The organism is Pseudarthrobacter equi (assembly GCF_900105535.1).
Taxonomy (GTDB): Bacteria; Actinomycetota; Actinomycetes; order Actinomycetales; family Micrococcaceae; genus Arthrobacter; species Arthrobacter equi.
Genome location: NZ_LT629779.1, coordinates 88,674 through 113,153, shown reverse-complemented (window position 1 = coordinate 113,153; position 24,480 = coordinate 88,674). Strand labels below are relative to the sequence as shown.

The following is a 24,480-nucleotide window of genomic DNA, read 5'->3' as shown; positions in this document are numbered from 1 at the left end:
GGCGAACCTGAGACAGGGATAACAAACTGATGGATTTATCCGTCAGGTTCTGGTGTGCCGCGATTTGGTTGTGCCACCCTTGGGAGCAAAACACCACCACGCCATCCCGATCCCCATAGGCGCTGCGGAACGCTGGGTCCCGCAGTTGCCTCCGAAGAAACTCACGGCGCCATCGTGAAAGGCAGCCACTATGCACCCAGCCCGCCGCCTAACCAGACCCCTCGCAATGGCCACTGCGGCCGCCTTCTTCCTGGCAGGCTGTACCTCCGACGGGCCGGCAGAATCCGGCGGCGGGGGCACCTCACCGGCCGTCACAGTTCCCCCTTCAACGGGGACACCGGAGCCGGCAGCTCCGTCCGCGACGCCGGGCCAGCCCGCCCCGCAGGCACCGTCCCCGTCTGCATCCAGTACGGATCCTGCTGCCGCCGGGCTGGCGACCTTCACCTTCCCGGACGGCAGGCTCTCCTTCACGCGCCCGGCGGACTGGAAGACCGAGGTCTTCGAGGCCTCGGCGTCACCTTATGTGGGAACGGCCACCATCTACGACGCCAGTGACAAGCAGCTGGTCAGCATCTATTACGGGCAAATCGCCGATGGCGTCTCCGGGCCTGTGACCAGGACGGTATTTGAATCCGTGCCGGTACCCGGGCTGCAGGGCCGGTCCACACCGGAGGCACATGCCTCGTTCTACGTGGACTGGGATGACGACGATGCCACCTACCACCTGCAGCTGACGGCAGGCGCACCGGCAACGGGCCCCCGGGACGCGGTCAAGGGAATCATCCTCCTGGGCGATCGCGTGCTGACGGCTGAAGTGCTGTTCGATGACCAGCAATTCCCCGACGACAAGTCCGCCCGGGCATGGTTCGCCGGCAGCCAGGGGCAGGCGCTGAAGGCCATTCTGGCCAGCTTCACCTTCCGCTGAACGGACCTGGGAAGGCCCTCCCATGATTCATGAAGGGCCTTCCCAGGTGTGGCGTCCGGGCAGCTACGTGGACTGCACCCTGCCCAGGAACTGCGCGGTGCGGTCCTCGAGGCCCTGGACCTGGCGGACCACGACGGCGGCCGGGTCCGGGTTGATCTCGTTGGCCGGGGGCTCCTTGCGGACATTGCCGGAGCACAGGAAATCTGCGCAGATCAGGGTGCCCACGGTGTTGCCGTTGCGGCCGGACGGGCCGGCCCGGCGGGCCACCCAGAGCAGCACGTCCTCCTTGGAGAACACGTCGCGGCACAGCTCGCACAAGACTGAGCGGTTCTTCCGGGCCCCACCTTCGGGCGCCCGGAGCAGGACTCCGGTGAGCCCCTTGGGGCCGGGAACCACGAGGTAACCGCGAAGCGGCATCTTGGGGTCCCGCCAGCCGAGGAAGTCCAGGCTGTCCCAGTCCAGGCTGTCGAAGTGCTGGGGCAGGTTGAGTTTGGCGGCCTCGGAACGGCTGGCGTTGACGAAGGATGAGCGGATTTGCTGGGGCGTGACTGATTGCATGGCTGAACTTTCGTGAGAAGGGGCCCGGCAGCGGGCAGAAGCCCGGGAGGCGGGCTCGATAAAAAGGGGAGTCAGCAGTTGTCCGCGAAGCAGGCCAAAACGGCCACCCCGCATTCCGCGGCAGCGGCGGGGCGGAAAGCCTCCGGCGTGCGCATTGCTCCTCGATGTCCCGATCTCTTGAGAGTTTGTCCGGCCGTTCCGTAGCGGACCCGGTCCATGCCATCCTGCCAAACCCTGGAAATCCTGTCCAAGACCACGGCGGCTGTGTCCTTCGTCACCTTGGGGAATAAGCTACGAAAAGCTTTCGTAATTGCGCTAAGCATAGGCTAGCCTTACTTAAGTTCGCATCGCTCACTTAAGGAATTTCATGGCTTCCTCCCTGTTCACGGGCCCCAGCACCACCCGCCGCACGCTGCTTAGGTCAGCCGGCGCGTCCGCCATTCTGGCCGCAGCTGTGACGCTCTCCGCCTGCTCCACCGGCCCGGCAACGTCTACTTCCGATGCCAGCGCCTCCACTTCCAGCAGTGCCCAGTTCCCGGTCACCATCGACCATGTGTTCGGCAAGACCACCATCGAGAAGCAGCCCACGCGGGTTGCCACGGTCTCCTGGGTCAATGACGACGTCGCCATTGCACTGGGTGTTGTCCCCGTAGGTGTTCCCAAGAACGAATGGGGCGGCAACGACAAGGGCTCCACCCCGTGGAAGGACGCCGCGCTTGAAGAACTCGGCGCCGGCTTCGGCACCGACAAGGCTCCGGTCCAGTACTCGGAGGCGGACGGCATCAACTTCACCGAGATCGCCAAGCTCACCCCGGATGTCATCCTGGCCGCCTATTCCGGCCTGACCGAAGAGGATTACAAGAAGCTCAGCGAAATCGCCCCGGTGGTGGCGCACCCCGAGCTGGCTTACGGAACGTCCTGGCAGGACGCCACCACCATCGTGGGCAAGGCGCTGGGCAAGGACGCCGAAGCCGCCAAGCTGGTCTCCGACACCGAAGCCACCGTCAAGGAAGAGGCGGCGAAGTACCCGCAGATCAAGGACAAGACCTTCATCTACGGCTACGCCCTGCCGTCCGACCGAACCCAGACCGGCATCTACACGGCCAACGACAACCGGCCCAAGTTCCTGTCCTCCATCGGCATGAAGCTCGCCCCCGTTGCGGAGCAGGCATCGGCCGGCTCGAAGGAATTCTTCGTGCCGTGGTCCGCGGAGAAGGTGAACGAGCTTGATTCGGACATCTTCCTCAGCTCGGTGGAAGACGCCAGCGAAGCCGATGCGATCAAGAAGGACCCCCTGCTGGGACAGATCCCTGCCGTCAAGAGCGGTGCGTTCGTGGCAGACGCCAACAAGAGCCTGGTCCTCGCCATCTCCGCTTCCTCACCGCTGAGCCTCCCCTGGGCGCTGGACACGTTCCTGCCCGAGCTGGCCACCGCAGCGGATGCCGTGAAGTAGCACCGGTTCAGTGACGCAGAGTTCGACGACGGCGGACCGCCAGGCCGCAGGCTTCGGCACTTTGGTACCGGGGGCGGCAGCCCGTGCCCCGGGGAGCGCCCGCGCGTTCCCCGGCAAGCGCGCCGCCTGGCTGCTGGCCGCCGTCGTCGTACTCGCCGTCCTGGCAGGTGCATCCCTCGCCGTCGGGGCAAGGGGCCTGCCGCTGGGCACCGTCTGGGACGCGCTCACGCAGTTCGATCCCGCCAATGGTGACCACGCAGTGGTCCACGCCCGTATTCCCCGCACCATCCTTGGCCTGCTGGCCGGCGGCGCGTTGGGCCTGGCCGGCGCCGCCATGCAGGGCGTGGCGCGCAACCCCCTTGCCGATCCCGGAATCATGGGCGTCAACGCGGGCGCGGCCCTGGCCGTGGTGACCGGCATCTATGTCTTTGGTGTCGGCTCGCTGTCCGGCTACATCTGGTTCGCGTTCATCGGCGCCGCCGTGGCCGCCGTCGTGGTCTATTTCATCGCGTCCCTCGGCCGGGACGGAGCCACCCCGGTCAAGCTTGCCCTGGCGGGTGCCGCGCTCAACGCCGGCCTGTACTCGCTCATGAGCGTCATCCTGGTCTCGAGCCAGGACACCCTGGACAGGTTCCGGTTCTGGCAGGTGGGCGGCATTGCCGGCCGTGACTGGTCCGTGGTGCTGGCGGGGCTGCCCTTCCTGGCCGCGGGGGCTGTCATTGTGCTGTTGACCGGCCGGATCCTCAACAGCCTGGCCCTGGGTGATGACATTGCCCGCGGCCTGGGCCAGCGCGTGGGCCTCACCCGGGGCATCACGGCCCTGGGCATCGTGCTGCTGTGCGGATCCGCAACGGCGATGGCTGGCCCCATCGCTTTCGTTGGCCTGGTTATCCCGCACGCTGTCCGCTTCCTGACCGGCCCGGATTACCGCTGGATCCTGCCGTTCTCCCTGGTCCTGGCGCCCGTGCTGCTGCTCGGTGCGGACATTGTGGGACGCGTGGTGCTGCTTCCCGGCGAGGTGCCGGCCGGCATCATGACCGCGCTGATCGGCGCCCCCGTGTTCGTGTGGCTGGTCCGCCGCGGGAAGGGAGCCGGACTGTGACCCCGAAAACGGCAACCCCCGCAACCCCTGTTGCGCCATCAGATAAGGCTGCCAAAACCGCCGCTGAGCGACCCCAAGTGATAGGGCAACGCCGGGGAAGGATGGGCCTAAACCGGACCGCGTTCCTGGCCGCCGGCGTCGTGATCCTCTTCTTCGTTTCCGTGCTGCTGGGCAGTTACACGGTGACCGTCCCTGATTTCTTCACCATCGTCTTCAACCACCTGACCGGCGGCCCCAGGATCCCCGGTGCCAGCTTCATCGTCATGGAGAACAAGCTCCCGCGTGCGGTCATCGGAACCATGATCGGGCTGGCCTTCGGGCTGGCCGGTGCACTCTTCCAAACCATGCTCCGCAACCCCCTTGCCAGCCCGGACATCATCGGCATCAGTTATGGCGCCAGCGCCGCAGCCGTGGTGGCCATCGTGATTTTCGGCGCGTCAGGTGCCGTGGTGTCCGGCGCCGCGCTGGTGGGGGCCCTAGCCGTGGCGGGCCTGATCTACGCGATTTCCAGCGGCGGGATCCGCGGTGGCGGCCGGGGCAATGCCGCCGGCAACCGGCTGGTACTGGCCGGCGTCGGAATCGCTGCCGCCCTGCACGCCGTGGTCAACTTCCTGATGACGCGCGCTGACATCCGCACCGCCGCCGACGCCCTCGTGTGGCTCAACGGTTCCCTGAACTCCGCCAACTGGGACCGTGCCGGGATCCTGTTCCTGGCACTCGCCGTGCTCCTTCCCGCTGTGGGCGTCATCGCCGGGCCGCTGCGCATCCTCGAACTGGGCGACGACACCGCGGCAGGCCTGGGCATCCGGGTCAACGCCGCCCGCCTCGCCCTGGTCATCATCGCCGTCACCCTCGCGGCGGTGGCGACGGCGGCAGCCGGGCCGGTCTCGTTCGTCGCCTTCCTCGCCGGTCCCATCGCCCGGCGCTTCACCGGGAAAGCCAGCCTGCCGGCGTCGGCCCTGGTGGGTGCCGTCATCGTCCTGGCCGCGGACTTCCTCGCCGCCAACCTTGCCCCGCTGGTGCTGGACGGAACCGTCCTGCCGGTGGGCGTCATCACCGGCGCGCTCGGTGCCCCGTTCCTGCTGTGGCTCCTGGTCACGAACAACCGAAAGGATGCCTGACGTGGCAGTTCTGAACGCCAAGGACCTGACGCTGAAATACGATCAGCGCTGCGTGGTGGACGGCCTCAGTGTCGAAATCCCCGAAGGCAGGGTGACCATGATCGTGGGCGCCAACGCCTGCGGAAAATCCACCCTGCTCCGCGGACTGTCCCGGCTCCTTAAACCTGCGGGCGGCGCCGTCACGCTGGACGGCAAGGACATCCACACCCGCCCCGCCCGCGAACTGGCCCGCACCCTTGGCCTGCTGCCGCAGCATCCCACTGCACCGGACGGCATCACCGTCCGCGACCTGGTGGGCCGCGGCCGGTACCCGCACCAGGGTTTCTTCCGCAGCTGGAGCGACAAGGACGATCTCGCGGTGCAGCGTGCGCTGGAGGCCACCGAAACGCTGGCCCTCGCGGAGCGGAACGTGGACGAACTCTCCGGCGGGCAGCGCCAGCGGGTGTGGATCGCCATGGCCCTGGCGCAGGAAACCGACATCCTGCTGCTGGACGAACCCACCACCTACCTCGACCTGGCCCACCAGGTGGAAGTCCTGGACCTCGTCACGGACCTGAACCGCAGGCGCGGCACCACCGTGGCGATCGTCCTGCACGACCTCAACCTCGCGGCACGCTACGCAGACAACGTCATCGCCATGAAGGCCGGCGCTGTGGTGGCTGAAGGTACCCCTCGCGAGGTTGTCACCGAGGACCTGGTCCGCAGCGTCTTCAACCTGGAATCCCGGGTCATCCCGGATCCCGTCTCCGGGACGCCCCTGATCATTCCCATCGGCCGCCATCACGTCCCCACCGAACTGGAGCTTGTTTCATGAAGACCCGCGACGCCGCATCCACCAGGCCCATGAACACCAGGACCATGAACACTGAACCCATGACGCTGGCCTTCGAGGTCACCGTCTCATCGGTGCAGGAACTGAGCCCCAACTTCCGCCGGATCACGTTCGGCGGCTACTGCCTCCGCGATTTCGGCGTCCACGGCGACACCCTGGACCTCCGGATCAAGCTGATGATCCCGTCCGTCGCTGCCGATGGAACGCAGATCCCCCTGCCGGTCTTCGAAATGGGCGAATCGGGCTGGTACCGCGAATGGCTGGCCATGGACCCCGCCGTGAAGGGCTCAATGCGCACCTACACCGTGCGCGACGCCCGGCTGGACGAGGTGTACCCGGAAATCGATGTGGACTTCGTCATGCACTTTGACGACCACGGAAACGGCGGACCCGCCGCCAACTGGGCACTGAACGCCAAGCCCGGCGACGCCATCACCATCATCGGCCCCAATAACCGTGCTGCACACTGCGTCACCGCCGAAATCTACTCCGGCATCGAGTGGCGGCCGGGCCTGGCCCAGCGCGTCCTGCTCGCCGGTGACGAAACCGCCATCCCGGCCATCTCCGCCATCCTCGAAAGCCTGCCGTCCTACATGACCGGCCACGCCTTCCTCGAGGTTCCGGAAGCCGGCGACTTCCAGCAGCTCAGCTCGCCGGCGGACATCGAGATCACGTGGCTTGCCCGCGGTGCAGCGATCGGGCGGTCCCGCCCGCACGGCCAGCTGCTGCAGGACGCCGTACGCAAGGCCGTCCCCGTGCCGGGCTGGGTGGGCATCAAAGCCTCCGACGCCGGTGCGGGCCCCGAGCCCGAAGACGTCAACGTGGACGAGGACATCCTCTGGGAGACCCCGTCCCGGATGGAAAGCGCCGCCATCAGCGCCACCAAGAACCCGGACATGCCCGCCGGCGCCATGCCGTTCTACGCCTGGATCGCGGGCGAAGCGGCCGTCATCAAGGACATGCGCCGGTACCTGGTGCGGGACGTGGGCATCGACCGGAAGCAGGTTGCGTTCATGGGTTACTGGAGGCAGGGCAAAGCCGAAGGCTAACCCCACCCCTCAACGCGCGCTCACTTGTGGTTGCTTCCCCTGTGACGCGCGCTCACTCGTGGTTGCTTCCCCTGTGACGCGCGCTCACTAACTGTTCATCCCGGCGTCGTACGTCCTTTTCCTTGCGCGGTTACCGTGGGCGGGTGGTGCCCTCTGAATCTTTGCTTTCCAGTTCCGGGCGGCGGGTGTTTGTTGCCCTGGGCGATTCGTTTACCGAGGGCGTGGGGGACCGGGATGAGCGGCTGCCCAACGGGGTCCGCGGCTGGGCGGACCGCGTGGCCGAGAAGCTCGCCAAGGCGCAGCCGGGCTGGAAGTATGCCAACCTCGCCATCAGGAGCAAGCGGCTCCGGCACATCATCGATGAACAACTGGAACCCGCCCTGCGGATGCGGCCGGCTCTGGTCACGCTGTACGCGGGCGGCAACGACATCCTGGATCTGAAGACTGACATGTCCACGCTCATGGCGGGCTACGAGGAACTGGTGGCCCAGCTCGCCGCCACCGGGGCCACACTGGTCCTTTTCACCGGCTTCGACGTGAAGGTTTCCGCCCTGCTCGAGCCGCTGAAGAAGCGGAACACCTTCTACAACCAGCAGGTGCGGGCCATCGCGGAGAAGTACAGTGCTGTGCTGGTGGACTACTGGTGCCTGGACGCCTTCCATGACAGGCGCATGTGGGACACGGACCGGCTGCACATGTCCAAGGCCGGCCACAAGTACCTCGCCGGGCAGGTCCTGGACCAGTTGGGTGTGCCGCACAAGATCAGGCCCAAGGACTGGGAGCCGCCCACCCCGCTGACGCTGCGGGAATGGGAACGGCGGCAACGGCGGTGGGTCCACGACTGGGTCCTGCCCCTGTTCGGCCGCAAGCTGCGCGGCGTCACCTTGGGGGATGAGCTCACGCCCCGGTGGCCCGAACCCGTCAAGGTGCCGCGCAAGGGCGGGCTGAAGAAGGTCGCCGCAGGGGCGTCCGACGGCGGGGCCGCGCCTTAGCGGTTGGGGCCCGCCTCTGCCGGGGGTGCCGGCGGGGTGTCAAGCAGGATCTCGTAGCCGGGGGCCACGCGTCCGGCATGGAACTCCACCACCTCGAAGTCAGCGACACCGTTCGAATAGAACGGGTCCTGCTGCAGGCTCGCGTCCAGGACTGACCGGTCGGCCTGGGAGAGCAGCAGCCCGCCGGTCCGGGGGACTTTGCGGCCGGCGGCGATGAAGACGCCGTTGTCGAAGGCCTTCTGCAGCCAGGCGATGTGGGCATCGTTGTGGAAATCCACAATGTCCTGCGGAACCCGGTAGGTCAGGGAGACAACATACATGCGCCCAGATTACCGGGTTGCCGCACCCCGGGACTGTGGACCGCCTGCGGACCGGCTTGACCGGCCTGTCCGTCGGTTGAAGGATCAATCGTAGAATGGGTGCATGACCGAACCGCGCTGGCTGAGTGCCGACGAACGCCGTGCCTGGCTGGCCCTGGTAAGCATCAACACGCTGCTGCCGGCCGCGCTGGACACCAAGCTCCATGCAGCAGGCAAGCTTTCCCTCTTCGACTACACCGTGCTGGCCATGTTGTCGGAATCGGACCAGCGGTTCCTGCCCATGAGTGAGCTCGCGGCGCGCACCAGCGCCTCCCTGTCCCGGCTTTCGCATGTGGTGACAAAGCTGCAGAAACGCGGCTGGGTGGAGCGCCGCCCGCACCCGCGCGACGCCCGGGTCACCATCGCCCACCTCACCGAGGAAGGCATGTCCACCATCGTGGGCCTCGCTCCCGGCCACGTGGAGGACGTCCGGAATCTCTTCCTTGACGCCCTCACGGAAGAAGACGTCGAGGACCTGGCCCGGATCGGCGAAAAAGTGGTGGGCCGCCTGGATTCAGACCACTGGATCCTGCGCGAAACCCAGCCCTGACCCCGGGACCCTGCCCGGGATTGGTTGCTTCCGGCAACGGGTGGCAAACTAACCGGATGGACTTCACATCGCGGTTTGTTGCCCTCGGCGATTCCTTTACGGAGGGCGTGGGCGACGACGACCCGGGGCGCCCCAACGGCGTCCGCGGCTGGGCTGACCGCGTGGCCGAGCAGCTTGGCGCGGGGGACCCCGGATTCGGATACGCCAACCTCGCCATCCGCGGCAGGAAACTCCGGCAGATCCTCGCTGAACAGGTGGACGCCGCCGTCGAACTTAAGCCCACCCTGGTGAGCATCTACGCCGGCGCCAACGACATCCTGCGCCCCCGGATCGACATCGACGACCTGCTGGCCGAATACGACGACGGCGTCCGCAGGCTGAGTGCCACAGGTGCCACCGTGGTGATGTTCACCGGCTTCGACGCCCGCGGCTCCAAGGTGTTCGGCACCATGCGCGGCCGCACTGCCATCTACAACGAACTGGTCCGCGGGATCGCAGGGGACCACGGCGCCCTGCTGGTGGACTACTGGCGCTTCAGCGAGTACTACGACTGGGGCATGTGGGCGCGGGACCGGATGCATATGTCCGCCGCGGGGCACGCCAACATGGCCAAACGGGTGCTGGAAGTCCTCAAGTACGAGCACTCCATCGATGTTCCGCCGATGACGCCGGTTCCGCAGCTCAGCGGGACGGATGCCCTGCGCGCCAACGCCCAGTGGTTCCGCGAATACGCCGCGCCCTGGGTGGCCCGGCGGGTTACCGGCAAGTCCTCGGGCGACAACCTGGCCCCCAAGTACCCACGGCTCACCAGGCTCCCGCAGCAGGTCTAGCAAGCAGGTCTAGCGGCGGAACGCCGGGGTGGCCAGCAGTGAGCCATCGGCGTGGACGGCCAGGACCGCAACATCCCACTGGTCCGTGGCGAGATTGAGCATCGGCATCCCGCCGGAGACGATTGCCGTGGCCAGGATGTCCGCCGTCACCACATCCGCGGCAGCAACAGTGACCTGGACGAAGTCGGAACCGCCGTCCACCCGCCAGATGTGTTCGCCGCGTTCTGCCGAGCCTGACGTGGCCAGGGCTGCGTGCCCCTCGACCCCGCCCAGGGCATAACCGCCGATCAGGGCGTGCCTGTCGGCCGGATCGACGATGCCGGCCTTCCACGCTGCGCCGGAGCCCGGAACGGGTGAGCCACTGACCAGGATGTCGCCGCCGGCATTGAGGCACCAGTCGCGGCGGCCCAGGGCAAGCAAGGACCGCCCCGCCTCGCGGATCGCGTGGCCCTTGATGAGCCCCGAGAGGTCCAATACGCCGTCCGGCCGCTCGGGCGAGAAGGCGCCTCCGGTCAGGAGCCGCCATTCATGCGCCTCCGCATACCGGGCGCGCATCTCCGGCGAGGCGCTGCGGAGCGTCAGTTCGCCGCGGGCCAGGCGGCTGGCCTCCGACGCCGGGCGGTACAGGCTGAACGTCTCGTCCAGTTCCCGGAACAGGCGTTCGACGACGTCGGTTGCGGCTGCGAGTTCGTCCTGGGTTTCCTGCCCTGCCGCGGGGGAGTCCGCGAAGGTCAGGCTGATGACGGTCCCCATGCACTCAAAAGTCCGTGACGAGAGGTTGGTACCCGTGTCCGATGACCGGAGGGGATCAGAGGTTCGCGGCATCGATGGCTGCCTGGAGTGAGGTGAGGTAGGCGTTGCTGGTGACGGTGGCACCGCTGATGGTCTGGACGTCCGCCGACTGCGCGGCCAACACCTCGGTCCGCAGGAGCGGCGCCGCGCGGTTGCTGATCTGGATCGATTTACGGTCGTCGTCGGTCAGGTGCAGGGCCGTCACGTCCGTGATTTTCCCTGAGGCCACAGTGATCTGGACCTGCACTGCACCGAATCTCGTCTGGACTGCGGCGCCCTGGTAGGTGCCGGCCGTTGCCGTGCCACTGCTTGAGGAGCCGGAGCTGCCCGAACTGCCTGAAGAGCTGGACCCGCTGGACCCGCTGGAACCGCTCGAGGAGCTGGACCCACTGGAACTGCTGGAGGCGCCGGAGGACCCGGTGGTCCCGGAGCTGCCCGGCGAACCCGACCCCGACGAACCCGCCCCGGACGTGCCCGTCCCTGTGGAACCCGTGGATCCTGCCGTCGTCGTACTTGAACCTGCCGCGAGGGTGCTGGCGCCCCCGGCCTGGGTGCCCGCCTGCCAGCCTGCCAGGAGGATGCCGGCGGACGCGACTGCTGCGGCGAGTGTTCCTCGTGCTTTCACCAGTCAAACCTTTCGTGATGGATCTGTTCTTCGGGGACTCCGGCCTGCCGGACGTCAGCGATGACGCTGTCCGCCCAGCCTGTGGGGCCACAGACATAGACGTCGGATTCTGCGACGTCGGGGACGAAAGCCGTGAGCCCGTAGCCGCCCCGGACTGCCTCCTGGGGCAACCAGCTGGAGCGGACGCGTGACCTCGGGCCCGGAAGGTGGAAGAGGCGCACGCCCCGGGAGCGGCACAGGTCCAGGATTTCACTGCTCAGGTACAGTTCCTGCTCCGTGTGGCCCCTCAGCAGGACGCTCGCCTCGCCGGGAGCGAACGGGGTGGTTTCGAGGAGGGCCCGCAGCGGCGTGATGCCGATGCCGGCGCCGATCATCACCACTTTGTTCCGGGTCCGGGCGCCGGTGCTGAACAGCCCGTACGGACCTTCGACGGCAACCCTGGTCCCCTTCCGCAGCCGCACCAGCTGCGCGGAGCCGGCGCCAAGGTTGCGCACCGTGATGCGCAGGGTGCCTTCGCCGTGCGGTCCGGTGATGGTGGGTTCTGCGGACAGGCTGAACGGGTGCGGGTGCCACCACATTCCAGGCGCCAGGAACCGCCAGATGAAGAAGCGTCCGCCCGCTTCCGCCAGCCGGTCCAGCTGCCGTCCAGCCATGAAGATGTTGACGACGCCCGCCGCCTCAACCTCCACCCGGGACACCGTGAGCTGGTGCCGTGACGTTGCCATGATGGGTTGCAGCACCCGGAAGTACACCAGCGCCGCACCGGTGGCGACGCAGACGGCCAGCCAGTACCAGCGCTGCCAGGTACCTTCCGCAAACAGCCCGCCCACGCTGAACTGGTGCGGCAGGGACGTGCCCACCGCAGCGTAGGTGAGGAGGTGGACCACGTACCAGAACTCGTACGGGAAGCGGCGCCGGACCGCCACAAGGGAAGTCACCACCACGGCGATGAAGAGCGCCATGGATACGAACGCAAGCCACATGTCCGGGACCTGCTGCCAGAGGGAGATGGACTCGCTGACCGGGTCAAGGCCTTCCGCCATGCCGTATCCCACGGCCAGCAGGAAGCCGTGCGCCAACAGCAGGTACAGCGACGGTTTGCCGAGTTTGCGGTGGAACTCCAGCGCCCGGTCATGGCCGATAGTGCGGTCGATGTACGGAATCCGGGCTGCCAGCAGCAGCATCAGCAGGACCAGGTCCATGCCAGCCAAACCAGCCACGATCCCGGCCGCGGTGAATGCGGCAGCGACGGAATTGACACCGGTTGCACCGCCGTCGGCCAGCCAGAGGGCCACGGCGGCGGCTACGGAACCCCACGCAATAACCGTCAGGAGGTCTGCCCTCAGCAGCCGTTGCCGGCGCTGGCGGCTGAACCATCCGCTGTTGTACTGGACGGGAAGCGGAGTGGCGGAACCGGATAGCTCCGAAGGCCCCGACAGGTCGGAGCTGGTATGCGCCGGAGGGACCGGCAGGGACTGCGTTCTCATGTACCTAAGATGCGCCGCCAAGCTTTCATTCAGCTGTGAAAACGGGTGTCCGCCACCTGTGACCCGGGGGCTCCGCACAGGGCGTTCGCAGGAAGCCCTTATACACCTAAACGCCCCGGATTGGTCTTTAATTGCGCCACCTCGTAGACTTGGGAGGCGCTAAGTGCGCGGAGCGTGCGCAATTGCTCCGGTGGCCCGGTAATTTTCTCCAGGGTAGCCGGTAGTTAGGGGCTCAAGTTGCGTGACTAACCGTTCACCCTGATCACTTTGGGTCGCTCTTAGACGCATGATCCTGCAGCAGATATGCGGATCATTACATTCAATTCTTGAGGAGAAGTCATGGCAGCACACTGCCAAGTGACCGGAGCCGAGCCGGGCTTTGGGCACAGCATTTCGCACTCGCACCGCCGCAACAAGCGTCGGTTCGATCCGAACATTCAGAAGAAGCGCTACTGGGTTCCGTCCCTGCGCCGTAACGTCACGCTGCAGGTCTCTGCTCGTGGCATCAAGACCATCGACGTACGCGGCATCGACGCAGTCGTCGCCTCGATCCTGGCTCGTGGGGTGAAGCTCTAGTGGCTAAGGACAAGGACGTACGTCCGATCATCAAGCTCAAGTCGACCGCGGGCACGGGTTACACCTACGTAACCCGTAAGAACCGTCGTAACGATCCGGACCGCATGGTTCTGAAGAAGTACGACCCCAAGATCCGCCAGCACGTCGAATTCCGAGAGGAGCGCTAAACATGGCTAAGAAGTCCAAGATTGCTCGCAACGAGCAGCGCAAGGTCATCGTTGAGCGTTACGCTGCGAAGCGCCTCGAGCTGAAGAAGACCCTGGTTGACGAAAACGCAACCGACGAAGCACGCGAAGCAGCCCGCCTGGGCCTGCAGAAGCTGCCCCGCAACGCGTCCCCGATCCGTCTGCGTAACCGCGACATCATCGACGGCCGTCCCCGCGGTACCTTCCAGAAGTTCGGTATCTCCCGTGTTCGCTTCCGCGACATGGCTCACCGCGGTGAGCTCCCGGGCATCACCAAGTCTTCCTGGTAATCCAGCACCGCTGATTCCAGCTGCTTGAGAAGAGCCGGCAACCAATTGGTTGCCGGCTCTTCTGCATTTAACCCACTCGGCGGGCGGTGGTTGCGCATGTCTCCGACCCTGTGCGGCAACACACACAGCGGAATTACGACGGCGGGAGGCGGCCTGGGTGCCGGTTAGCCCGTTTCGCCGCGGAATCCCGGGGATGTTCTGCGTTGGGAAGGCCGGTTTGCGGTGGCGCTGGTGGGCGTGTATTGTTTTCTAAGTCGCCGCGGGGGAGACAGTGAAGAACTGATCACCGGGCGGCCAAAAACCCCAAATCAACGCCAGATTCTGGTTGCTCTTCTAGGGCGCTGGAAATTGGTTGGGGCGGTCATTTTCTGCTTCAAGTCCTGGAATATGGATTTGCGAAGTGGTGGGTGATCGGGTAAGTTTGGAAAGTTGCTCCGGAGCGATCCTGAACCTTGAGGGTTTGGGTGGTGCCGGGTGTGTCTGTTGTTTGAGAACTCAATAGTGTGCCAAGTTTGTTGATACCAATTTTTTATTGAATTGGTTGATTGTGCTGTGCCGCCACCCCGTGGTGTGCATGGTGTTTTTAGCTGGTTTCAAATTTTGTGCAGCCTGGTTCCGCGTTATTTCCGTGGTGCTTGGTTGTGTCTGTTTTTGTTTTACTTCAACGGAGAGTTTGATCCTGGCTCAGGATGAACGCTGGCGGCGTGCTTAACACATGCAAGTCGAACGATGAACCTCACTTGTGGGGGGATTAGTGGCGAACGGGTGAGTAACACGTGAGTAACCTGCCCTTGACTCTGGGATAAGCCTGGGAAACTGGGTCTAATACCGGATATGACCTTCCATCGCATGGTGGTTGGTGGAAAGCTTTTGCGGTTTTGGATGGACTCGCGGCCTATCAGCTTGTTGGTGGGGTAATGGCCTACCAAGGCGACGACGGGTAGCCGGCCTGAGAGGGTGACCGGCCACACTGGGACTGAGACACGGCCCAGACTCCTACGGGAGGCAGCAGTGGGGAATATTGCACAATGGGCGCAAGCCTGATGCAGCGACGCCGCGTGAGGGATGACGGCCTTCGGGTTGTAAACCTCTTTCAGTAGGGAAGAAGCGTAAGTGACGGTACCTGCAGAAGAAGCGCCGGCTAACTACGTGCCAGCAGCCGCGGTAATACGTAGGGCGCAAGCGTTATCCGGAATTATTGGGCGTAAAGAGCTCGTAGGCGGTTTGTCGCGTCTGCCGTGAAAGTCCGGGGCTCAACTCCGGATCTGCGGTGGGTACGGGCAGACTAGAGTGATGTAGGGGAGACTGGAATTCCTGGTGTAGCGGTGAAATGCGCAGATATCAGGAGGAACACCGATGGCGAAGGCAGGTCTCTGGGCATTAACTGACGCTGAGGAGCGAAAGCATGGGGAGCGAACAGGATTAGATACCCTGGTAGTCCATGCCGTAAACGTTGGGCACTAGGTGTGGGGGACATTCCACGTTTTCCGCGCCGTAGCTAACGCATTAAGTGCCCCGCCTGGGGAGTACGGCCGCAAGGCTAAAACTCAAAGGAATTGACGGGGGCCCGCACAAGCGGCGGAGCATGCGGATTAATTCGATGCAACGCGAAGAACCTTACCAAGGCTTGACATGAACCGGAAACGCCTGGAAACAGGTGCCCCACTTGTGGTCGGTTTACAGGTGGTGCATGGTTGTCGTCAGCTCGTGTCGTGAGATGTTGGGTTAAGTCCCGCAACGAGCGCAACCCTCGTTCTATGTTGCCAGCACGTGATGGTGGGGACTCATAGGAGACTGCCGGGGTCAACTCGGAGGAAGGTGGGGACGACGTCAAATCATCATGCCCCTTATGTCTTGGGCTTCACGCATGCTACAATGGCCGGTACAAAGGGTTGCGATACTGTGAGGTGGAGCTAATCCCAAAAAGCCGGTCTCAGTTCGGATTGGGGTCTGCAACTCGACCCCATGAAGTCGGAGTCGCTAGTAATCGCAGATCAGCAACGCTGCGGTGAATACGTTCCCGGGCCTTGTACACACCGCCCGTCAAGTCACGAAAGTTGGTAACACCCGAAGCCGGTGGCCTAACCCTTTTGGGGGGGAGCCGTCGAAGGTGGGACTGGCGATTGGGACTAAGTCGTAACAAGGTAGCCGTACCGGAAGGTGCGGCTGGATCACCTCCTTTCTAAGGAGCACCTATAACCGCTCATGCCGACGCTTGTTGGTGGTGGGGGTTGTCAGGAGTAATGCCCGTTGCACGGACGAATGTTTCGTGGCGGGTGCTCAAGGGTGGAATATCAACGAATAGGTGCCTGGTGGCACGGACTGTTTGCTAGTACGGACTGATCTTTTCGGAGGTTGTCCTGGAACGTGGGTGGTTTGGTCTGCTGGGTAGTGTTTGGCACACTGTTGGGTCCTGAGGCAACAGGACCGGGGAGGGCCCTTGGGGTTCTTGTCGGTACTTTGTTTCTGGTTTCCCTGCTGCACCGATCATGCACTGTGTGTGTGGGGTGTGTGGTGTGGGGTTGTTGTTTGAGAACTACATAGTGGACGCGAGCATCTTGTATAAGAAGCAATTTCCAAGAATATGAACCTGGATCTGGTTCGTGCGCCTTTGGGTGTGCGGGACAGTTTTCGTGGTTCTCTCGAAAATTAGTTTTTGATCTTTGTGGTCAAGTTTTTAAGAGCACACGGTGGATGCCTTGGCATTAGGAGCCGAAGAAGGACGTAGGAATCTGCGATAAGCCTGGGGGAGTCGATAACCGGACTGTGATCCCAGGGTGTCCGAATGGGGAAACCCCGCCAGGAGCGCGAGTTACCTGGTGACCCGCATCTGAACACATAGGGTGCGTGGAGGGAACGCGGGGAAGTGAAACATCTCAGTACCCGCAGGAAGAGAAAACAATAGTGATTCCGTTAGTAGTGGCGAGCGAACGCGGATCAGGCTAAACCGTTCCATGTGTGATAGCCGGCGGGCGTTGCATGGTCGGGGTTGTGGGACATTACGTGTCAGTTCTGCCGGGCTGACGGGGTGTGGGTGTGCGTATAGGTGAACGGTCTTGAAAGGCCGGCCAGAGAGGGTGTTAGTCCCGTAACTGTAATGCGTTGCACCGCCTTGTTGATGTATCCCAAGTAGTACGGGGCCCGAGAAATCCCGTGCGAATCTGTCAGGACCACCTGATAAGCCTAAATACTCCCTAATGACCGATAGCGGACCAGTACCGTGAGGGAAAGGTGAAAAGTACCCCGGGAGGGGAGTGAAACAGTACCTGAAACCGTGTGCTTACAATCCGTCGGAGCAACCTTAGTAGTTGTGACGGCGTGCCTTTTGAAGAATGAGCCTGCGAGTTAGTGTTACGTCGCGAGGTTAACCCGTGTGGGGCAGCCGTAGCGAAAGCGAGTCTGAATAGGGCGTTTGAGTGGCGTGATCTAGACCCGAAGCGAAGTGATCTACCCATGGCCAGGTTGAAGCGACGGTAAGACGTCGTGGAGGACCGAACCCACTTCAGTTGAAAATGGAGGGGATGAGCTGTGGGTAGGGGTGAAAGGCCAATCAAACTTCGTGATAGCTGGTTCTCCCCGAAATGCATTTAGGTGCAGCGTTGCGTGTTTCTTACCGGAGGTAGAGCTACTGGATGGCTAATGGGCCCTACAAGGTTACTGACGTCAGCCAAACTCCGAATGCCGGTAAGTGAGAGCGTAGCAGTGAGACTGTGGGGGATAAGCTTCATAGTCGAGAGGGAAACAGCCCAGACCACCAACTAAGGCCCCTAAGCGTGTGCTAAGTGGGAAAGGATGTGGAGTTGCGAAGACAACCAGGAGGTTGGCTTAGAAGCAGCCACCCTTAAAAGAGTGCGTAATAGCTCACTGGTCAAGTGATTCCGCGCCGACAATGTAGCGGGGCTCAAGTACACCGCCGAAGTTGTGGCATTCAAATATTAGCTAAGCCCTTGTGGTTCAGGCGTTTGGATGGGTAGGGGAGCGTCGTGTGGGCAGTGAAGTCGCGGTGGAAACCAGCGGTGGAGCCTACACGAGTGAGAATGCAGGCATGAGTAGCGAAAGACGGGTGAGAAACCCGTCCGCCGAATGATCAAGGGTTCCAGGGTCAAGCTAATCTGCCCTGGGTAAGTCGGGACCTAAGGCGAGGCCGACAGGCGTAGTCGATGGACAACGGGTTGATATTCCCGTACCGGCGAAAAACCGCCCATGTTGAACAGGGGATACTAACTGCCCGAGACCTGCCCGATCACCCTTGTGGTGTGAGGGTTTTGGTGGAGCGCAGGACCTGATCCTGGGAGGCAAGCGTATTAACAGGTGTGACGCAGGAAGGTAGCCGAGCCGGGCGATGGTTGTCCCGGTCTAAGGATGTAGGGCGAGTGGTAGGCAAATCCGCCACTCATGATGCCTGAGATCTGATGGGACCCCCGTTTGGGGGGATTTGGTGATCCTATGCTGCCGAGAAAAGCATCGACGCGAGGTTTTAGCCGCCCGTACCCCAAACCGACACAGGTGATCAGGTAGAGAATACTAAGGCGATCGAGAGAATTATGGTTAAGGAACTCGGCAAAATGCCCCCGTAACTTCGGGAGAAGGGGGGCCCCAACCTTGATACACCCTTGCGGTGTGGAGGGGATCGGGGCCGCAGAGACCAGGGGGAAGCGACTGTTTACTAAAAACACAGGTCCGTGCGAAGTCGCAAGACGATGTATACGGACTGACTCCTGCCCGGTGCTGGAAGGTTAAGAGGACCGGTTAGCCGCAAGGCGAAGCTGAGAATTTAAGCCCCAGTAAACGGCGGTGGTAACTATAACCATCCTAAGGTAGCGAAATTCCTTGTCGGGTAAGTTCCGACCTGCACGAATGGAGTAACGACTTCCCCGCTGTCTCAACCATAAACTCGGCGAAATTGCAGTACGAGTAAAGATGCTCGTTACGCGCAGCAGGACGGAAAGACCCCGAGACCTTTACTATAGTTTGGTATTGGTGTTCGGAGTGGCTTGTGTAGGATAGGTGGGAGACGTTGAAGCCCGGACGCCAGTTCGGGTGGAGTCATCGTTGAAATACCACTCTGGTCACTTTGGACATCTAACTTCGGCCCGTAATCCGGGTCAGGGACAGTGCCTGATGGGTAGTTTAACTGGGGCGGTTGCCTCCTAAAAAGTAACGGAGGCGCCCAAAGGTTCCCTCAGCCTGGTTGGCAATCAGGTGTCGAGTGTAAGTGCACAAGGGAGCTTGACTGTGAGAGAGACATCTCGAGCAGGGACGAAAGTCGGGACTAGTGATCCGGCGGTACATTGTGGAATGGCCGTCGCTCAACGGATAAAAGGTACCTCGGGGATAACAGGCTGATCTTGCCCAAGAGTCCATATCGACGGCATGGTTTGGCACCTCGATGTCGGCTCGTCGCATCCTGGGGCTGGAGTAGGTCCCAAGGGTTGGGCTGTTCGCCCATTAAAGCGGTACGCGAGCTGGGTTTAGAACGTCGTGAGACAGTTCGGTCCCTATCCGCTGCGCGCGCAGGAAATTTGAGAAGGGCTGTCCTTAGTACGAGAGGACCGGGACGGACGAACCTCTGGTGTGTCAGTTGTACTGCCAAGTGCACCGCTGATTAGCTACGTTCGGATGGGATAACCGCTGAAAGCATCTAAGCGGGAAGCTCGCTTCGAGATGAGATTTCCATACACCCTCGGGTGTGAGAGGCCCCCAGCCAGACCACTGGGTTGATAGGCCGGATGTGGAAGCGAGGACTAACGACTCGTGAAGCTGACCGGTACTAATAGGCCAACAACTTACACCACACAGATAAATACATAACTCTGCTTGCGTCCACTATGTGGTTCCCAACCAACAACCCTTTGTTGGCGGAACCCACAACTGAATACAACACCACACACCTGCCCCAGGGCAGGAATGTTGTAACCACAAATTTCCCACACCACCCCCAGCGGGGTTGGTGACGGGTAGAAGGGTTACGGCGGTCATAGCGTGGGGGAAACGCCCGGTCCCATTCCGAACCCGGAAGCTAAGACCCACAGCGCCGATGGTACTGCACCCGGGAGGGTGTGGGAGAGTAGGACACCGCCGGACATCATTTGAGTAGGGCCCTGACACACACCATGTCAGGGCCCTACCACTTTAACCACCACACACCACCCACCCACCTGGCAGCACCCGGACCCCCGCCCACTCCTGGCGGCCAACACGCGGACGCCTGCTCAGTCGTGGCGGTTCCCACCCGGATCCGCGCTCACACGTGGCGGTTCCCACCCGGATCCGCGCTCAGTCGTGGCGGCTCCCACCCGGATGCGGGCTCACTTCTGGCGGCACATAATCTGGCCCCGCGCAGAACAGCTGAGCGCGCGTCACAGGGGGGAAGGCTCCTATGCCAGCCGCATAGACTTACGGCCTATGAGTCCCCGATCCCCAGAGCCGCGACAGGGCCGCGCCACCATCCTCGATGTTGCCGCCGCGGCCGGTGTCTCGCGGCAGACGGTCACCCGGGCCATGAACGATATGACGGGCATCAGTCAGGCCACTCGGGAACGCGTGCAGCGGATCGCGGCGGAGTTGGGCTATACGCCAAGCCGGTTTGCCAAGGGCCTGGTCCAGGGCGCCAGAACCTCAATAGGCCTGGCCATCCCCGACCTCACCAACCCGTACTTTCCCGCGTTTGCCTCGAGTGTTGTTGAGGCCGCCACGGAGCGGGGATGGAATGTGGTGGTGGATGACTATGGCCACGGCGCAGCTAACGCTCTGGATGCCGCAGCCCGGCTGGCACCCCAGGTGGACGCATTGATCGGCTACCTCGGGGACCACTCAGTCGCAGCCCAGGCGATGCTGGGCCGGCGGCCCGTCGTTGGGCTCGACGACCCCCAGGCACAGGCAGCCGGCTCGATCTCCTTTGACTACGCCTACGCAGCCCGGCTGGGCCTAGAACGGCTGGTGGCTCATGGTTGTAGGAACATCGCCTTCCTGGATTCTAGCCAGGGCGGGATCGCCGCTGGCAGGGGCTCTGCTGTGGCTGCTGCCGCTGCGGAACGCGAAGTTCAGTTGCTGAAGTTTGCGGCGGAGCCCTCAGCTGCACATGCACGGGATGCGGTCAGCGCACTGTTGACCGGAAAGATCGAAATCGACGGACTCCTGGTTTTCAACGACCTGATGGCGGCCGGCGCATTGAAGGCGTTGCAAGCCGCTGGACGGAACGTGCCTCAGGATGTGGCCGTCATCGGGATGGACGGGATACCGCTGGGGGAGCTGGTGTCCCCTGAGCTGACCACGCTGTCCCTGGACCTGCGGTCCGTGGGCCGGGCCGCCGTCGGCCTCCTTGAAGGCCTCCTGTCCGGAGCAATTGAACCGCACGGCAGTGCCTCGGCCCTGCTCCTGCGGCACGAGCTGGTGGTGCGCCAGTCGGCTTAGGCCAGGCTGATGTGCAACCTCACCCCTACCCATGAAGGGACCGAGAGGCTACGCTTATACTTGCGTTCCGTGAACGTTCACGACGAAGCTAAATGCCCCCAGCCTTCAAGGAAGTCCCATGCCTGTCCAGTCCTCCACAACGGTGTCGAACGCTGTTGCCAGTGATGCCTCCGACGCCGTGCCGCGCAGTCTTGAACTCGGAGCCGGAGGCGTTCTCGAGTTGTCTTCTGTGGCGCCGGGACGGGGCGCGCTCCCTCCCCGGGCCTATCTCGACAGCGATGCCCCGCGGCTGTCCTTGAACGGCGACTGGCAGTTCCGCCTCAGCCCCGGCATCCGCAGCGCCCCTGCCGAGGGGTGGCAGCTGGGCCAGGAGCTGGACGGCTTCGGGACCCTGCCGGTTCCGTCCAGCTGGCCCATGCACGGGCACGGCGCGCCGGCTTACACAAACATCCAGTTTCCGTTTGCCGTTGAACCCCCGCATGTGCCGGAAGCCAACCCCATTGGCGACCACCTCCTGACGTTCCACGCGGGCCCTGAGTTCTTCCCCAGCGCACTGCTGCGTTTCGACGGTATCGACTCCGCCGGCACGGTGTGGCTGAACGGCGTCGAACTCGGCACCACGCGTGGCAGCCGGCTTGCCCACGAATTCGATGTCTCAGGAATCCTCACGGAGGGCAGCAACACGCTGGCCGTGCGGGTGGCGCAGTTCTCGGCCGCCAGTTACGTGGAGGACCAGGACATGTGGTGGCTCCCGGGGATCTTCCGGGATGTCACCCTCCAAGCCCGCCCCGCGGACGGCATCGATGATGTCTTCGTCCACGCTGACTACGACCCCCGCACGGGCGAAGGTGTCCTGCGCGTGGAGGCGAGCCGAGGCGGAGAGGCGATTGACGCCGTCGTACGCGTTCCCGAACTGGACGTGGAGCTTACGGCCGGCCAGGAGCATCGCTTGCCATCCGTCGCACCCTGGTCTGCTGAGTTGCCCCGCCTGTATGAGGCAACAGTCAGCACCCCGGCCGAAACAGTGTCCCTGCAGCTGGGATTCCGCAGCATCAGCATCGAGGATGCCCAGTTCAAGGTGAACGGGCGGCGGATCCTGCTCCGCGGAGTGAACCGCCACGAGCACCACCCCCGGCTGGGGCGCGTGGTTCCGCAGGAGGTGATGGAGGCGGAGCTCAAGCTCATGAAGCAGCACAACATCAACGCCATCCGCACATCGCACTATCCGCCGCATCCGGAATTCCTTGCCCTGGCTGACCGGCTCGGTTTCTACGTAGTGCTGGAGTGTGACCTGGAAACGCACGGGTTCGAGAGTGCCGGCTGGGCCCAGAACCCGAGCGATGATCCCCAGTGGGAGGCCGCCCTGCTGGACCGGATGCGCCGGACGGTGGAGCGGGACAAGAACCACGCATCCGTCGTGATGTGGTCGTTGGGCAACGAATCCGGTACCGGCCGGAACCTGGCCGAGATGTCGCGCTGGACCAAGGACCGCGACCCGTCACGCCCCATCCACTACGAGGGCGACTGGTCCTCCCCATATGTTGACGTGTACTCCCGGATGTACGCCAACCAGGCCGAAACTGCACTGATTGGGCAGGGAACGGAGCCTCCGCTCGACGATCCGGAGCTGGATGCCCGGCGCCGCGCCATGCCCTTCGTGCTTTGCGAATACGTTCACGCCATGGGCAACGGCCCGGGAGGAATGACCGAATACCAGGAGCTCTTTGAACGCCACCCCAGGCTGATGGGCGGCTTCGTGTGGGAGTGGCTGGAACACGGAATCACCGTCCCAACGCCCGGCGGCGGCGAGCACTTCGCCTACGGCGGCGATTTTGGTGAGGAAATTCACGACGGCAACTTTGTCACCGATGGACTGGTGGACGCCAACCGCAAGCCGCGGCCCGGCCTCCTCGACTTCAAGCGCGTCGTGGCGCCGCTGCGCATCCAGGTGGCGGGAGATTGGTCCGGCCTCAGCATCCACAACGGGCAGGATTTCGCGGACACGTCCGTGTTCACCTTCCGGTACGCGGTGGAGGCCGACGGCGAAACGGTCGACGGCGGCACGGTGGAGGTTCCCGACGTGGCGCCGCAGTCCGGTGCCACGATTCCGTTGCCCTCCAGTTTCCCGCACACGGACGGGCCAGCCGTCCTCACCGTCAGCGCCGTCCTCGCCGCCGCGACGTCCTGGGCCGGCGCCGGCCACGAGATCGCCTGGGGGCAGTCGGTGCGTGGAGTCTCACGTGTTGGGGAGCCCCGCGCTGCTGAACACGTTGCCGCCACTGACGATGAGTTGCGGCTGGGCCCGGCGGTGTTCAGCAGGCTGACCGGGATGCCCACACGGATTGGCGGCATCAACGTCGAAAAGCTGGGGCTCTCGCTGTGGTGGCCCCCCACTGACAATGACCTGGGCAGGGAATGGGGCGGCGCCGACCCGCGGCCTCTGGCCACCCAGTGGCGGGATGCAGGGCTGGACCGGCTCCATGCCCGGCTGCTTGGCATCAGCGCTGAACGCACCGCCGACGGCGGGGAGCAGCTCGTCACGCGGACCAGGGTGGGTGCTGCAGACAAGCAGTTCGGGGTCCTCGTCGACTACACCTGGACCAGTGACGGGGAATCACTGGCTCTCCGCACGCAAGTGCGGCCGCAGGGATCCTGGGTCAACGCGGGCTTTGAAGTGGAGTGGGCCCGGATAGGCCTCGAACTGGTGCTGGACAACGAAACGTCGGCGGTGAGCTGGTTCGGGCAGGGGCCACACCAGGGATACCCGGACACGGGGCAAGGCACGCGCACAGGATGGTTCTCCATGCCCTTGGGTGAACTCGATGTGGAGTATGCGCGGCCCCAGGAATCCGGTGCACGCGCCGGCGTGCGTTCGGCAGCACTTGAGGTGGGAGGAGCCACATTGGACATCGCCGGCGAGCCCTTTGCCCTGACGGTGCGTCCCTACAGCCAGGCTGCACTCAACGAAGCAACGCACCGGCCCGATCTGGCAGCCGACGGGCGGACCTACGTCTACATCGATAACGCCATGCGGGGTGTCGGTACCGGGGCCTGTGGACCGGGCGTTCTCGAGCCGTACCGCCTGTCGCCCAGGGATGCCGATTTCACCGTAGTGCTGCGGGTACGTCCGTAGGCCCCAGCGACATGTGAGCCACTGCATACAGGCTGGTTCCGTCCGGTGGGGCTGCTTGTAGGTGTTGATGGCCCCTGGGATCCGCGTGGTTGCGCGGGTTTTGGGGGCCATTTCCGTGGTTGGGGAGTGGATTTGCGGTGGGGTTGGTGGGCGTGTATTGTTTTCTGAGTCGCCGCCGCTGATGCGGAAAGATAGCGACAAAAACCCC

The 24,480-nt window shown here is 63.7% G+C and carries 19 protein-coding genes and 3 rRNA genes; 17 read left to right on the top strand and 5 right to left on the bottom strand.

Annotation, left to right across the window (positions count from 1 at the left end; translation table 11 throughout):
- Positions 1-226: 226 nt before the first annotated feature.
- Positions 227-925 (top strand): hypothetical protein, encoded by a 699-nt coding sequence (locus BLT71_RS00450; RefSeq protein WP_091716634.1) that lies wholly within the window; start codon positions 227-229, stop codon positions 923-925.
- Positions 926-988: 63 nt separating this feature from the next.
- Here BLT71_RS00450 and BLT71_RS00445 read toward each other — a convergent pair whose 3' ends face one another.
- The gene (locus BLT71_RS00445; RefSeq protein WP_091716632.1) at positions 989-1,483 is read right to left on the bottom strand and encodes an FBP domain-containing protein; all 495 of its coding nucleotides are present in this window, start codon (positions 1,481-1,483) and stop codon (positions 989-991) included.
- 367 nt (positions 1,484-1,850) lie between these two features.
- Here BLT71_RS00445 and BLT71_RS00435 point away from each other — a divergent pair, with 367 nt between their 5' ends.
- The 6 genes from BLT71_RS00435 to BLT71_RS00410 all read left to right on the top strand — a co-directional run bounded on the left by BLT71_RS00435 (position 1,851) and on the right by BLT71_RS00410 (position 8,032).
- The gene (locus tag BLT71_RS00435) at positions 1,851-2,936 is read left to right on the top strand and encodes an iron-siderophore ABC transporter substrate-binding protein (protein ID WP_091716628.1); all 1,086 of its coding nucleotides are present in this window, start codon (positions 1,851-1,853) and stop codon (positions 2,934-2,936) included.
- Between the two features lie 10 nt (positions 2,937-2,946).
- Positions 2,947-4,038, top strand: coding sequence for a FecCD family ABC transporter permease (locus tag BLT71_RS00430; protein ID WP_091716626.1), 1,092 nt, complete (start codon positions 2,947-2,949; stop codon positions 4,036-4,038).
- Between the two features lie 101 nt (positions 4,039-4,139).
- Positions 4,140-5,159 (top strand): FecCD family ABC transporter permease, encoded by a 1,020-nt coding sequence (locus BLT71_RS00425; protein WP_091716624.1) that lies wholly within the window; start codon positions 4,140-4,142, stop codon positions 5,157-5,159.
- Between the two features lies 1 nt (position 5,160).
- Complete coding sequence (locus tag BLT71_RS00420) at positions 5,161-5,973, top strand: ABC transporter ATP-binding protein (RefSeq protein ID WP_091716622.1); 813 nt, start codon at positions 5,161-5,163, stop codon at positions 5,971-5,973.
- The gene (locus tag BLT71_RS00415) at positions 5,970-7,040 is read left to right on the top strand and encodes a siderophore-interacting protein (protein WP_172829882.1); all 1,071 of its coding nucleotides are present in this window, start codon (positions 5,970-5,972) and stop codon (positions 7,038-7,040) included. The genes BLT71_RS00420 and BLT71_RS00415 overlap by 4 nt, the downstream gene beginning before the upstream one ends.
- Positions 7,041-7,186: 146 nt before the next feature.
- The gene (locus BLT71_RS00410) at positions 7,187-8,032 is read left to right on the top strand and encodes an SGNH/GDSL hydrolase family protein (protein ID WP_407681228.1); all 846 of its coding nucleotides are present in this window, start codon (positions 7,187-7,189) and stop codon (positions 8,030-8,032) included.
- Here BLT71_RS00410 and BLT71_RS00405 read toward each other — a convergent pair.
- Entirely contained in the window at positions 8,029-8,352 is a 324-nt protein-coding gene (locus tag BLT71_RS00405; RefSeq protein ID WP_091716619.1) for a YciI family protein, read from the bottom strand. The genes BLT71_RS00410 and BLT71_RS00405 overlap by 4 nt on opposite strands.
- Positions 8,353-8,455: 103 nt before the next feature.
- Between BLT71_RS00405 and BLT71_RS00400 the strand changes: the two genes are divergently transcribed.
- Together BLT71_RS00400 and BLT71_RS00395 are read left to right on the top strand one after the other, a co-directional pair.
- Positions 8,456-8,941 carry a MarR family winged helix-turn-helix transcriptional regulator gene (locus BLT71_RS00400; protein WP_045731786.1) on the top strand — a complete coding sequence of 162 codons (486 nt, stop codon included), beginning with the start codon at positions 8,456-8,458 and terminating at the stop codon, positions 8,939-8,941.
- A gap of 56 nt (positions 8,942-8,997) precedes the next feature.
- Complete coding sequence (locus BLT71_RS00395) at positions 8,998-9,771, top strand: SGNH/GDSL hydrolase family protein (protein WP_091716617.1); 774 nt, start codon at positions 8,998-9,000, stop codon at positions 9,769-9,771.
- Positions 9,772-9,780: 9 nt separating this feature from the next.
- On the opposite strand, the gene BLT71_RS00390 is transcribed toward BLT71_RS00395, so the two are convergent.
- From BLT71_RS00390 to BLT71_RS00380, 3 genes are read right to left on the bottom strand one after another with little or no spacing between them, the layout of a single operon-like run.
- Positions 9,781-10,524 carry an FAD:protein FMN transferase gene (locus BLT71_RS00390; protein WP_172829881.1) on the bottom strand — a complete coding sequence of 248 codons (744 nt, stop codon included), beginning with the start codon at positions 10,522-10,524 and terminating at the stop codon, positions 9,781-9,783.
- Positions 10,525-10,579: 55 nt separating this feature from the next.
- On the bottom strand, positions 10,580-11,188 hold the full coding sequence (locus BLT71_RS00385; protein ID WP_091716613.1) for an FMN-binding protein: 609 nt from the start codon (positions 11,186-11,188) through the stop codon (positions 10,580-10,582).
- Complete coding sequence (locus tag BLT71_RS00380) at positions 11,185-12,675, bottom strand: ferredoxin reductase family protein (RefSeq protein WP_091716611.1); 1,491 nt, start codon at positions 12,673-12,675, stop codon at positions 11,185-11,187. The genes BLT71_RS00385 and BLT71_RS00380 overlap by 4 nt, the downstream gene beginning before the upstream one ends.
- Before the next feature lie 339 nt (positions 12,676-13,014).
- Between BLT71_RS00380 and rpmB the strand changes: the two genes are divergently transcribed.
- From rpmB to BLT71_RS00340, 8 genes are all read left to right on the top strand, one after another.
- Positions 13,015-13,251 (top strand): 50S ribosomal protein L28, encoded by a 237-nt coding sequence (gene rpmB, locus BLT71_RS00375; RefSeq protein ID WP_015938871.1) that lies wholly within the window; start codon positions 13,015-13,017, stop codon positions 13,249-13,251.
- Positions 13,251-13,418, top strand: coding sequence for a 50S ribosomal protein L33 (gene rpmG / locus BLT71_RS00370; protein WP_013602737.1), 168 nt, complete (start codon positions 13,251-13,253; stop codon positions 13,416-13,418). The genes rpmB and rpmG overlap by 1 nt, the downstream gene beginning before the upstream one ends.
- 2 nt (positions 13,419-13,420) lie before the next feature.
- Entirely contained in the window at positions 13,421-13,726 is a 306-nt protein-coding gene (gene rpsN / locus BLT71_RS00365; RefSeq protein WP_015938870.1) for a 30S ribosomal protein S14, read from the top strand.
- 661 nt (positions 13,727-14,387) lie between these two features.
- Positions 14,388-15,908 (top strand): 16S ribosomal RNA (locus BLT71_RS00360).
- A gap of 485 nt (positions 15,909-16,393) precedes the next feature.
- Positions 16,394-19,521: ribosomal RNA gene (locus BLT71_RS00355) — 23S ribosomal RNA — on the top strand.
- A gap of 172 nt (positions 19,522-19,693) precedes the next feature.
- Positions 19,694-19,810, top strand: a 5S ribosomal RNA gene (gene rrf, locus BLT71_RS00350).
- Together the 16S, 23S and 5S rRNA genes form the textbook arrangement of a ribosomal RNA operon.
- Before the next feature lie 321 nt (positions 19,811-20,131).
- A complete protein-coding gene (locus tag BLT71_RS00345; protein ID WP_091716609.1) occupies positions 20,132-21,139 on the top strand; it encodes a LacI family DNA-binding transcriptional regulator in 1,008 nt (335 codons plus the stop codon).
- Positions 21,140-21,257: 118 nt separating this feature from the next.
- Complete coding sequence (locus BLT71_RS00340; protein ID WP_091716607.1) at positions 21,258-24,272, top strand: glycoside hydrolase family 2 TIM barrel-domain containing protein; 3,015 nt, start codon at positions 21,258-21,260, stop codon at positions 24,270-24,272.
- Positions 24,273-24,480 lie beyond the last annotated feature (208 nt).